This window comes from Bifidobacterium imperatoris (assembly GCF_002860405.1).
Classification (GTDB): Bacteria; Actinomycetota; Actinomycetes; order Actinomycetales; family Bifidobacteriaceae; genus Bifidobacterium; species Bifidobacterium imperatoris.
Genome location: NZ_NMWV01000025.1, coordinates 59,188 through 71,370, shown reverse-complemented (window position 1 = coordinate 71,370; position 12,183 = coordinate 59,188). Strand labels below are relative to the sequence as shown.

Genomic DNA, 12,183 nt, shown 5'->3' with positions numbered 1-12,183 from the left:
CCGTTTCACGGGAGATGGCATAATCGGGCATATGCGTATTGTGATTCAGCGAGTAAGCCATGCCAGCGTTGACGTTGTCAATGAACTGGGAACCCTTGATCCCACATTCGAGCCGCAGCAGATCGGCCCCGGCTACATGATTCTGGTCGGAGTTTCCGATGCTGATGGCGATGCTGAAGTGTCATGGCTCGCCCACAAAGTATTGAACCTGCGTGTTTTCGAGGACGAACAGGGCAAGATGAATCGTTCGATTCAGGATATCGGCGGTGAGATTCTCTCCCTCTCACAGTTCACCTTGTACGCTGACGTGCACAAGGGCAATCGCCCAAGCTTTATCAAAGCCGGCAAGCCCGAACATGCGGATATTACATGGATTAAATTCAACGAGGCGCTGCGTTCCGGGGGAGTGCCGGTCAGAGAAGGACGATTCGGTGCGCACATGCGCGTAGGCCTTGTCAACGACGGCCCGGTGACCATCATCGTCGATACCGAAACCGATATGCCGCATAAAAAATAGCATTCAAAAAATGGCGTTAGTCTCTCTGATTGAGAAACTAACGCCATTACTTTTGCTTGATCATTCAGTCATTCAGTCATTCAGTCGTACATCGGTGTGCGGCGCTCGTGACGCACGAAATGACGCTTCTTAGTGATGCGTTTGCCGCCCACGCCGGCCTTGCCGTCAGGTCCCCAAGGTCCACGAGCCTCAGCCTTGAGCTGGGTGAGATGATGTTTCATCGCCAACAGCATGATATGCGTATCCTCAAGGCCCAAATGGCGTTCATTATCATCCTCGCGCAGCGCACCTTGACGCTTGGCATAGGCATCCAACGTATTGTCGCCATCCGGGTGACCTTCGCAAGGAATCGAACCCTCATCCCACAGGCGGCTCATCGGCAGCGTATCGATGATGGTCACATGGCCATTGCGGTATGCCTCCGCGTAGCCGGCAACATTCAGCATAAAGAAGCTGTGCTCGAACGTGGCCATATGCGCCACGAATGGTTGTGAGGTCAAGCGCTTCAGCAAATCAGCCTGAGCTTCGGCGTCCTCATCAAACAGCGGATACTCGTCGCCTACGCGCTGGCTCACGTCAATGCCAGTCAACTGGATGATGAATGGATTACCGTGGCGTGCGGCTTCCGGCGTCACGCCAAACGAGAAACGATGCTGATCATACGCATCACCACCCTGATAGTAATCCTTGTCATAGGTGTAACCGGTTGGCGCATCAGCCGGACGCGGCGACTTCATATTCATATACTCGAAGCCCACATCGATGATGTACGTGCGGTATGGTTCAGTGCCATTGGTCTCCAAATCAATGCCCATCACCTTATCGACATCACGGCCAGGCAGGAACACGGCACGCCAATATTCCTTGGTTTCCGCATTCTGTCGTGAAGCCACATGTTCGGCTGCCGCATGGCGGAATCGAGCGAAAGCAGGTTCAGAAACAGCAGTTTCATCCACCGCGACCTGTTCCGTAGAGGGCACTGCAGGATTGTCATCATTAATGACCGGCTGACCTTCAACCAAATAATCAGGAGAGCCGGCATCCGAGCTCGAGTCGGCGGGTGCGGATTCATCAGGACCGGCCTCAACGGAACCATATTTCACTTCGTCGGCATCGAACAATGCCATCTGACGATGGTGTCGTTGCGCTTCGCGCGCAGCCCTGTCAGCCTTACGCTGTTCAGCGCGAGCATTGACAATCTCAGCCGTATGATCCTGAATATCATCAACAACAACACCATCGCGTGCCGCAGTCAATACCGGCACTGTTACACGCTGACGTTCCTCATCGGTAACGGTCCACAAACCTTCGGCCACACCACGGTCGCGCAACAGCACAATCTGATCATTCAAACGACGATTCGCATATGCCAGCGCACGCGGCAACTCATAGGTCTTGATATGACGGTCAAAATCCCGCATGAATACCATGCTCATCTTCGCGATGATCGCTTCCAAACGATCGCGGATTTCAAGATCAGTCTTCAGCAAATCGTGTACATCCGAACCGGCCCCCGGTTCGTAATCAGCCGGCGAAGCTACGCCAATGCCATGTTCGAGATCGAGCGAACGCACCCAATCCCAATCGATATCGTTATTATCTGCATCCTTCAACATAATGTATGACCATTGGCCGATACTCTCCTTAGCGGAAGTCAGCCATGAACGGTCGATTTTTGAGTTATTCCCCATGCCTCCATATCGTAGTGCGTTCAGGTTTCGTTGCGAAAGCGTAAACCAGTATTGCAGCCGAGCCGAGGCTGAACACCCGGTGAATTCTTTGATTCAGCTCGGGGAAGAAAGGCGCAAACACTGGTGGTTTCGAGTAGGGTAGTGGGCAATTGCTTCCGCATGGAACTATTTACCCAAACGTTATGATGCGAGACAGACGAGATGAGGGCAACGTTTTGCTTGCCACTGAACGTAGAAAATGAGTAACACCTGTGACGCGGAAGTCAGGTTAATCAATCAAAAACAGTAGACGTTATATGAAATGAGGAACTGAAAACTATGAGCATGCCGCTTGATTTGTATGTGATTCGGCATGGTGAATCCGAAGCCAATGTGATTGTGCAGGCCGGCGAGCAAGGCGACGAATCCCTGTATACGCAGGATAATGTGACAGTGCCCGACCGCTCCTGGCGTTTGACCGCTACTGGACGTAAACAGGCCGACTGCATTGGCCGTTGGATTGTAAGCCAGCAGCAACTGTTCGACCGCTACTTGGTCTCCCCATATGTGCGCACACGCGAAACTGCGGCCACTATGGCACTGCCCAAAGCAAAGTGGGAAGAGAATCGTGTGATTCGAGAACGCTCCTGGGGCGAAATCAACACCATCACCAAGGATGAGTTCAAAACCAACTATGCACGCAATTGGATGTTCAAGAACACGGATCCGCTGTACTGGCGCCCACCGGCAGGGGAGTCCATTGCCGACGTGGCCGAAGACCGCGTGCACAATGTGCTCACGTCTTTGAGCCGCAAATCCGATGCCGAATCGGTGGTGATGGTCACGCACGGCGACTTCATGCTGGCTATGATGCTCACCATCGAAGATCTGTCGGACGAGGAATTCCTGCATCGGGCCGATGCTGATGAATGGCGCATCACCAACTGCACCTGTCTGCATTATTCGCGCCGGGACCCGGAAACCGGACGCACTTCCAAACGTGTGCGTTGGGAGCAAACCGCTCGACCGGTTCAGGATCCGGAAACCGGGCGTTGGGAAGTCAAAGTGGAACCTTGGCGTGAATTTAAGCGCCCATATCTTTCCAACGGTGATTTGGTGGACGTGGTGCGCACGGTGGACCCGCACCTGTTGGAGTATTACGGCAAATAAACACGGTTAATATTTGCTGCCGATAGCGCCATTTCGGACAATCTCCATGCGATACAATGGCGAGCAGTGCGCGGCCGGAGGTATGGCCGCGCCCTCAGCCACAAGCGAGGAGAGAAGTAATGTCCAATATCTTTCAATGGCAACTGCACGGCGACGGTAAGACGTTGCAGCCCGGCGAAGTCGTGGAGCCCGATGAGCGCCTGACTTGGGTGCGCACCGCAGGCATCGGTGCGCAGCACGTCATCGCCATGTTCGGCGCCACCTTCCTGGTGCCGATTCTGACGGGATTCGATCCGTCCACCACCCTGTTCTTCACCGCAATGTCCACCGCACTGTTCCTGCTCATCAACAAGAACGTGCTGCCAAGCTACCTTGGCTCTTCCTTCGGATTCATCGCTCCGATCACCGCAGTCACCACTGCGCATAAAGGCATTGCCGTAGCCAGCTTCGGCATCATGGTCACCGGTATTCTGCTCGCCCTGATCGGCGTGCTGGTGCACTACGCCGGTGCCAAGTGGATTGACATCATCATGCCGCCGGTGGTCAACGGTGCGATTGTGGCCATCATCGGCTTCAATCTGGCTCCCTCGGTGTGGACGAACTTCCAGGCCGCTCCGGACACCGCTATCGTCACTTTGGTGGCAGTGCTGCTCGTGGCCGTGCTGTTCAAGGGTCTGCTCGGTCGACTCAACATTCTGATCGGTGTGCTTATCGGCTACATATACGCATGCTTCCGTGGACAGGTGGATTTCTCCGCCATCGCCGATGCCGGCTGGATCGGCTTCCCGAAGTTCCACCTGCCGCAAGCCGACTTCACTATTCTGCCGATGTTCATCCCGGTGGTGCTCGTGCTGGTGGCTGAAAACGTCGGCCATGTGAAGTCCGTGGCCCAGATGACCGGCCGCGATTACGACAACCAGATCGGCACCGCTCTGATGGCCGACGGTCTGGGCACCACGCTCGCCGGCTTCGGCGGCGGCTCCGGTACCACCACCTACGGTGAGAACATCGGCGTGATGGCAGCAACCAAGGTTTACTCCACCGCAGCTTACTGGTGCGCAGCCGTGTTCGCCCTGATCCTGTCGCTGTGCCCGAAGTTCGGTGCCGTGATCAACACGATTCCTGCCGGCGTGCTCGGTGGCGTGACCACCCTGCTCTACGGCATGATTGGCATGATCGGCGTGCGCATCTGGGTTGAGAACAAGGTCAACTTCGATAAGCCGCTCAACATCATGGTGGCCGCCATCACGATGATCATCGCCATTGGCCAATTCGCCTTCACCATTGCCGGCACGTCCTTCAACGGCATCGCTATCGGCACCATCGTGATTCTGGTGGCCTACCACGGTCTCAAGGCCATCGGCAAGGCAACCGGCACCATCGACAAGGATGATCCGGATATCCTGTAATGCTTGATGCGGGGTACAAGCCCACCGTGTGGTGAAATTCTCACCGTGTGGTATCCCAAAATGGCGCAATTCCGCCAAACCCAAAAATGGTGATACCACACCGTGGATGAATTGCCACACGGTGGGTTTTTTATGCCGTTAATAGGGACTCCATTATGTGTTATTGCGATGGATACCTATAAAGTAGGGGGCTTGGGCTAGGCTCAGGTAGTTTGCATATTTCACGCGATTACCATGCGTGCCTGATGATGAAAGGCCACTGTGCCCTATACCGATTTTGAAGATAACGCCGACACCTTTATGAACGGCGATGAAGAAACTCGTCCGATGGCTTTCGGCGAGCTTGGCGTACCCGGACCGATTGTCCGAGAACTTGCCCGTGACGATAAGAAAACTGCTTTCCCTATTCAGGCTGACACGTTGCCTGATTCCCTGTCCGGCCGCGATATTCTTGGCCGTGGACGTACCGGTTCTGGTAAAACCTTGGCTTTTTCCATTCCGCTGGTTGCGCGCCTTGGCGAATATGATTCGCTCGGCGAGTTGGCAATGGAAGAATTCCGCCGTGAAATCAAACGTCGTAAGCAGGAAAAGCTGGAAGAACGCCGAGCTGACGATTTTCTGCCGCATCCGCGCGGATTGGTGCTGGCTCCAACTCGCGAGCTTGCCAACCAGATCAATGATGTGATCGCTCCGCTGGCGCACGTATACGGCATTGGCACCACCACGGTGTACGGTGGCGTGAACCAGAACCGTCAGGTGCGCGATCTGCGCCAAGGCGCGGATATTGTGGTCGCATGCCCTGGCCGCCTTGAGGATTTACTTCGTCAAAAGCACCTGACGCTGTCCAGCGTCGAAGTCGTGGTTATCGACGAAGCCGATGAAATGGCGGACATGGGCTTCCTGCCTCCGGTCAAGCGACTGCTTGAGCAGGTTCGTCCTGATGCCCAGCACATGCTGTTTTCCGCAACGCTCGATCATGGCGTGGATACGGTGGTGGAGGAATTCCTGAAGGACCCGAAGGTGCACAGCGTGGATGAAGCCAACGCTGAACCGGATCTGATGACCCATCACGTATTCGAAACCACTCGCACGGATAAGCATGAGCTGGTGCGCACGCTTGCTTCAGGCGTGGGGCAGCGCATCCTCTTCACTCGTACCAAGTTCCAAACCAAGAAGCTCGCCAAGAACCTCACGCAGAACGGTATTCCGGCAGCGGAACTGCATGGTAACCTGAACCAGAACCAGCGCGACCGTAACCTGGCCGCTTTCGAATCCGGTGACGTACATGTAATGGTGGCCACCGATGTGGCTGCTCGTGGTATTGATGTCTCCGGCGTGGAACTTGTAGTGCAGGTGGAGCCGCCAGAAGATCCTAAGGCTTTCCTTCACCGTTCGGGCCGTACCGCTCGTGCCGGTCGCGCCGGTGATGTGGTGACTATTGTGCTTCCCGAACAGCGCCGCCAGACCCGTCGTATGCTTCGCGAAGCCGGAATCACCGTCAAGCCGGTTGAGGTTACCCATGAATCTCCTGAAGTATTGGAGCTGGTGGGGGAGCGCGCGCCTATCGTCAACGATTGGAATCTCGACAAGTCTCAGCCGGTCGGTGGCAAGCGTCGTGGCGGCAAGCAGGAAACTCCGCGCCTGAGCAAAGAGGAGCGCGAGGCTCGCGCTCGTCAGCTTGAGCAGGAGCGTAATGCCCGCAAGAAGGACCGTCGACGTCGCCGCGCCGCCGAACGTTTGGAAGCTGCAGAGCAGGCCAAGCGCGATATGGAGCGTCAGGCTCGTGATGCAAAGTCGAGCAAGCCTCGTAAACCGAATCGTGCTGAGCGTCGAGCTGGTCTAAGCGATCGTGAGGCCGAGCGTCGAGACTACTTATTCGAGCATCCCGAGGAACGTAGGCATTCAGGCGGCAACCATCGCAAGGATTATCGCCAGGAAGCTGGCAAGCGCGGCGATTGGCGTAATGATACTCGTCGTGGTGCGGATGCTCGCAACCGTCGCCGCGACGATGATCGCGCTGGTTCGAACGGTGGCAAGCGTATTCATCGCCGTAACGAGAACCGCATTATCGTAGACGAACGTGGAGAGGCTGCAAAGCGTCACGAGCGCCGTATGCAGGCAAAGTATGGGAATACGGAAGGCTCCCAGCAGCGCCATACCAAGCATTTCGGCAAACAATCCAAAACGAGGCGTACTCCATTCCGTATGCAAGGTACTCGTTCCGGGCGTCGCTAATGTGTCCTTGAGAAAAAGCTGAAGGGTTGCAGTGCAAAACACTGCAACCCTTCAGCTTTTTCTCTCCCTCAGTCGCATTCCGTGCGCCGGCTCCCTCATCAGAGGGAGCCAAAAAGACGTAGCTGACTGAGGGGAGCCGTTGTACGACGGTTGACTAATACCGGTACAGTACTGTGCCGTTGGTGTCGGTTATCGTAAACGTTGGTGTTGTTTCAACACTGAGCGATACGGTTAACGAATGATTGCCGTCTGCACTTACCGAACGATAGACGAATCGTTTATTCTCCAACTTGATTGCTTCGGTACGAGCATCCAACAGCCACGGGTTACGGCGGCGTAGCGCAATCAGTGCCTGATGCAGTCGGTACGTGGGCTCACCAAGCTTGGATAATTCGACAGGAGAGAGCGGGAACTTTGGCCGCACATCATCATCGCCACCGAATCGTTCCTGTTTGACGCCCACATAGCCCTGCTCGTCACCGTAATAAATGCTTGGCACGCCGCCAACGGTCATCAATACGGCCAATGCCAGTGCAGCTTTTTCCGGGCCGATTTGCGAGGCAATGCGTGTCACATCGTGATTGCCGATGAATGTTTGCGGTACAAATGAATCCAAAAACGCGTTATGACGTTTGAGATTCCAATCCAACTCAAAGAAATTATCGGTTTCCAGGGCATGCTGAATCGACTTCCACAACTCATATTGCGTGACCGAATCCAGTGATGCGTCCGCAACGATCTGTGGGTAATCGCCATGAATCACTTCTCCGAACACCCAGGAATACGGGTGTGTGGCTTTCACCTGTGGCAATACCTTGGCCCAGAACGAGGTAGGCACGGCATAAGCGGCATCCAATCGCCAGCCTGCGGCACCGCGATCAAGCCAATGATTCATCACTCGCGCCACATATTCCACGGTTTCCGGCGCATCATGGTCGAGATCAACCAGATCGCCATGACCCTCGAATACATCCAGCTGTGGCTGTCCATCCTGTCCCAAATGCGCACGAACCAAGCCATGCCAAGGATTATCAGCAGTCGACTGCCCTGCGGCTTCATCCAATGCGGCCTGTACCGCCGGATGCTGGCGACTCACATGATTGAACACGCCGTCAAGAATCAACTGCAAACCCATGTTTCGGCATGCGTCGGCCAAACGGTCGAATGCAGCGTCACCACCCAGCCGCACGTCGACATGCATGTGATCCAGCGTGTCGTACCCATGCGTGGACGATTCGAAAATCGGTCCCAATAGCAGACCAGATGCGCCAAGATTGCGCGCGTATTCCAGCCAATCAATCATGGAATCAAGACCGCGGCCGTTGAAGGTGCGAGGGCCCTGAGGTCGAATATCCGCGCCGCAGAACCCCAATGGATACACCTGCCAGAACACGCCATAACGCACCCAATCCGGTAAGTTACGCCCCTCGTCAGTGCTTACAACCATCACACACCTCCTATTGACACTGCGTCTATTTTCTCACATTGTTAAGGAAAAAACACGAGTGCACCTTAATGAATGCTGACTGCCACCTTTTGTGAATGATTGAGCTGTCTCATTAAGAAGATCATGTTGCGACGCCACGAATGCGCACTACGTAGTCACCAATCGGTTACAATCGGTGTGACGACTTTCCGCCGCCCCCGAAGAAGAAGGTGAAGATTAGCCGTGGACGTATCCTTGGCCTATTTCATCCAGCAGGTATTCTCCAACCCAGCCTTAGCTGTAACAACGTTGTTGACGCTCGGAGTCATCTTTGTCAATGGCTGGACCGACGCCCCCAATGCCATTGCCACATGTGTGACCACCCGTTGCATGCGTGTACGCTCCGCGGTCATCATGGCGGCCATCTTCAACTTCCTCGGCGTTTTTTTGATGACGCAATTCAATGCGTCCGTAGCCTCCACCATCTCCAACATGGTCGATTTCGGAGGGGATACGCATTCCGCACTCATTGCCTTATGTGCGGCGCTTTTCTCCATTGTGGTATACAGCGTGGGTGCATCGATGCTGGGCATCCCAACGTCCGAAAGCCATAGCCTCATCGCAGGCCTGACCGGCGCAGCCATCGCGATTCAAGGTGGCATCGCCGGCGTCAATATGGGCGAGTGGGTCAAAGTACTGTACGGCTTGGTGGCCAGCCTTGTCATCGGCTTCGGTATGGGATGGATTGTCTGCAAGATTGTGACTTTGATTTGCGCAGGCTTCGACCGCCGACGCACGAACGGCGTTTTCACGTATGCGCAGATCGTCGGCGCGGCAGCTAACAGTTTCATGCATGGTGCTCAGGATGGCCAGAAATTCATCGGCGTATTATTCCTCGGCATGGCCTTCTGCAACGGCCAATCTTCTGTGGCCGGTGTGGTGATTCCGGTATGGCTGATGATTCTGTGCAGCACCATCATGGGTATAGGCACTTCGGTCGGCGGTGAGAAGATCATCAAGTCCGTAGGCATGGACATGGTCAAATTGGAGAAATACCAAGGCTTCTCCGCCGACCTTTCCAGTGCACTCTGCCTGTTAGTGATGACTGTGCTCGGTATCCCGGTTTCCACCACACATACCAAAACCAGCGCCATCATGGGCGTGGGCGCGGTCCGCCGTCTTTCCGCTATCAACTTCGGCGTAGTACGAGACATGATGCTCACCTGGGTATTCACCTTCCCCGGCTGTGGCCTCATCAGCTTTGCTATGGCCAAACTCTTCATGTTCGTGTTCTAGAAAGGAACCTAGCAATGGCAAGAAAAAACGATTCCTTCTACTTCGACGGATTCCGCGAGAGCGCTGCATACGCATGCCAGGCCGCGCATCTTTTAAGCGAAGTGATGCACAACTTCGACCCTGAACAGTTGAAGGACAGCATGGAGGAAATGCATCGCATCGAGCAGTCGGCCGACAAGGTTCGCCACCGTTTGATGGATGAGCTGGTAACCGCTTTCATCACGCCGTTCGATCGTGAAGACATCGGACAGTTGAGCTATGTGTTGGATGATGTGATCGACAGCATCGAAGGTGTGCTCGACCGCATGTACTACGACAATGTGACGGATGTTCGCCCTGAAGCATTGCAGATGACCGAAATGGTTTCGCATGCCTGTGATCAGATTGAAGGTCTTATCGGCGAGCTGCCGCAGTTCAAGCGTTCCAAGACGTTACGCGAACGCGTGTTCGCCATCAATACCATCGAAACCGATGCCGATCATGTGTTCATCGAAGCCATGCACACGCTGCATACCACTTGTACCGATCCGCTGCAGGTATTCGCATGGCATGATGTATTCCGCCATCTTGAGCAGTGTGCAGACAACTGCGAATCCGTGGCCAACGTGGTCGACAGCATCGTCATGAAAAACAGCTGATATTATCGGCTCACCGGTGCTCACGAATCCACTCAATAGCCAATTGAGTGCGATTCGTGAGCCCGAGTTTGTCTAATATCGCGCTGATTCGATTGCGCACGGTACCTTCGCTCAAGCTCAGCTGCGCGGCGATATCCCGATTGTCCAAACCTTGCGCCACCAGAGAAGCAATCACTTGTTCCTTCTTATTGAGTAGTTGTTCGATGGATTCACCGGACTCGTGGGCTGAATCATCAGCGGTTGCGCTTGCTTGGCTGCTGGTCAGCTTCCCCAGTACTTCCGCGCCAAGCACCACCTGACCGGCCATCACCGCCTGCAATGCCGGTCCAACCGCAGTCACATCCTGTTTAATCAGGTACCCTTTGGCGCCCAGTGCCATTGCCTGCGCAATATATGATTGATCCGCGAATGTGGTCAAAAACAGAATACGAGCTGCGGGATCTTTCTTAAGGATTTCGCGGGCCGCTGCGAGGCCATCCTTGCCGGGCATTTGAATGTCAATGAGCAGAATATCCGGGTGATTCGCCGGAGATGCGAAATAGTTGGTTACTGCGGCATCGCCGTCATTTGCAGTCCACAGCACATCGGCCGCGTTCGTAGCGGAAAGAATAGTCGCCAAGGATTGGCAGACAATGGGATCATCATCTGTGATGGCAATTCTCATTGATTTCTGGTCTCCTTCATCCACGGTTGCTTGGGAATGGAAACGAACACCCTCCAGCCCTGATTGTACGGTCCGCATGTTGCCGTGCCTCCAATGGCACGCACACGCGAATCGATGTCGGCTAATCCCATACCACGCGGCAATTCATGACTGATTTGGATTGTGGGGCCGCTTATGTTCGATGCATGCTTTGCCGGGCCATCATCTTGTACTACCAGTTGCCAGAACGCTGGAAAATTGCGCAATGTCACATTGGCACTTTGCGCCTCGCTATGCCGCACCACATTCGTTAACGACTCTCGAATCACCGTGGCCAAACAACGGGATACCGGTGCGGGTGCAGCGGCAATATCATTAATCAAGCGCACTGAGAAACCTGCGGAGATGCCGTCAAATGATGCGACCGCATCCTTGATTTGCGCAGCAAAATCTGTGCCATCATCCTCCAGATCATGTACGGACCTGCGCACCATTGTCATCGCATCATCGAGCGTGCCGCTTAATGCGGCAAAGTTTTGTGCGGCGATTGCATCATTAGTGGCATCGGCCACCGCTTTGCCGGCCTGCGCCTGCATAATGGCACGCGTCAATAGATGGCCCACATTGTCGTGGATTTCGCGGGCGATACGTGTGCGTTCACCGAGCGTGGCCATGCGAATCGATTGCGCGCGTTCCTCGTCTATATCAGCAAGCCGTAGCCGATGGACGCGAACCGATTGTCTTTCGTGGTCCTGCATCACACGCAACATATGACGTAACGCGGCTTCTCTTTTTGCGCGGCAACCTAGCGCGAATCCCAGTGCACATGCTCCAGTAACAATCACAAAGATGCGGATGGAGAATGTACCAGTCCAAGCATTTCCGCCAAAATAGGCTTGTCCAAACGCAGCGGCAATCGATACCAACCACAACCATCGCGATATTGCATTGCCTATAAGCAGCACACGCTGATTCGATGGTGCGGGTGGTGAAGCTGCCGATGGCATAGCCGTTGGTGAAGATGTTCGTTTTGGTATCGATGTGTGGGAAAGTGCGTGAATCAGCGAGGGGAGTGGCTTCGTGGTTTTCGCTGCATCATAACTAATCACCGGCAGAAACATAATCCACAATGGCAATACCGTTGAGGCAAAGGCATAGCAGCATGCCGGCAGCCAGGCC

The 12,183-nt window shown here is 54.7% G+C and carries 9 protein-coding genes and 1 pseudogene; 6 read left to right on the top strand and 4 right to left on the bottom strand.

The features are described from left to right. Positions 1-31 precede the first annotated feature (31 nt). Positions 32-517 carry a D-aminoacyl-tRNA deacylase gene (dtd, locus tag Tam1G_RS09050; protein ID WP_101626258.1) on the top strand — a complete coding sequence of 162 codons (486 nt, stop codon included), beginning with the start codon at positions 32-34 and terminating at the stop codon, positions 515-517. Between the two features lie 80 nt (positions 518-597). Here the strand turns inward: dtd and Tam1G_RS09045 are convergent, their stop codons facing one another. Then, positions 598-2,208 carry a PolC-type DNA polymerase III domain-containing protein gene (locus Tam1G_RS09045; RefSeq protein ID WP_101626257.1) on the bottom strand — a complete coding sequence of 537 codons (1,611 nt, stop codon included), beginning with the start codon at positions 2,206-2,208 and terminating at the stop codon, positions 598-600. 318 nt (positions 2,209-2,526) lie between these two features. Here Tam1G_RS09045 and Tam1G_RS09040 point away from each other — a divergent pair, with 318 nt between their 5' ends. The 3 genes from Tam1G_RS09040 to Tam1G_RS09030 all read left to right on the top strand — a co-directional run bounded on the left by Tam1G_RS09040 (position 2,527) and on the right by Tam1G_RS09030 (position 7,001). Continuing rightward, the gene (locus Tam1G_RS09040; RefSeq protein ID WP_033891026.1) at positions 2,527-3,357 is read left to right on the top strand and encodes a histidine phosphatase family protein; all 831 of its coding nucleotides are present in this window, start codon (positions 2,527-2,529) and stop codon (positions 3,355-3,357) included. A gap of 119 nt (positions 3,358-3,476) precedes the next feature. Then, positions 3,477-4,766: a uracil-xanthine permease family protein gene (locus Tam1G_RS09035; protein ID WP_101626256.1), complete on the top strand. Its 1,290-nt coding sequence runs from the start codon at positions 3,477-3,479 to the stop codon at positions 4,764-4,766. Positions 4,767-5,066: 300 nt separating this feature from the next. Continuing rightward, positions 5,067-7,001 carry a DEAD/DEAH box helicase gene (locus Tam1G_RS09030; RefSeq protein ID WP_101626323.1) on the top strand — a complete coding sequence of 645 codons (1,935 nt, stop codon included), beginning with the start codon at positions 5,067-5,069 and terminating at the stop codon, positions 6,999-7,001. Positions 7,002-7,155: 154 nt separating this feature from the next. Here Tam1G_RS09030 and Tam1G_RS09025 read toward each other — a convergent pair whose 3' ends face one another. After that, on the bottom strand, positions 7,156-8,448 hold the full coding sequence (locus tag Tam1G_RS09025; protein ID WP_101626255.1) for an alpha-amylase family protein: 1,293 nt from the start codon (positions 8,446-8,448) through the stop codon (positions 7,156-7,158). A gap of 222 nt (positions 8,449-8,670) precedes the next feature. On the opposite strand from Tam1G_RS09025, the gene Tam1G_RS09020 reads away from it, so the two are divergent. Further along, positions 8,671-9,723, top strand: coding sequence for an inorganic phosphate transporter (locus tag Tam1G_RS09020; RefSeq protein WP_101626254.1), 1,053 nt, complete (start codon positions 8,671-8,673; stop codon positions 9,721-9,723). A gap of 14 nt (positions 9,724-9,737) precedes the next feature. After that, positions 9,738-10,361, top strand: a complete 624-nt coding sequence (locus Tam1G_RS09015; protein ID WP_101626253.1) for a DUF47 domain-containing protein — start codon at positions 9,738-9,740, stop codon at positions 10,359-10,361. Between the two features lie 10 nt (positions 10,362-10,371). Here the strand turns inward: Tam1G_RS09015 and Tam1G_RS09010 are convergent, their stop codons facing one another. Together Tam1G_RS09010 and Tam1G_RS12120 are read right to left on the bottom strand one after the other, a co-directional pair. After that, the gene (locus Tam1G_RS09010; RefSeq protein ID WP_101626252.1) at positions 10,372-11,025 is read right to left on the bottom strand and encodes a response regulator transcription factor; all 654 of its coding nucleotides are present in this window, start codon (positions 11,023-11,025) and stop codon (positions 10,372-10,374) included. Then, positions 11,022-11,831 (bottom strand): annotated as a pseudogene (locus tag Tam1G_RS12120) (sensor histidine kinase); the annotation flags it as partial. The pseudogene Tam1G_RS12120 and the gene Tam1G_RS09010, both read right to left, overlap by 4 nt. Between the last annotated feature and the right edge of the window lie 352 nt (positions 11,832-12,183).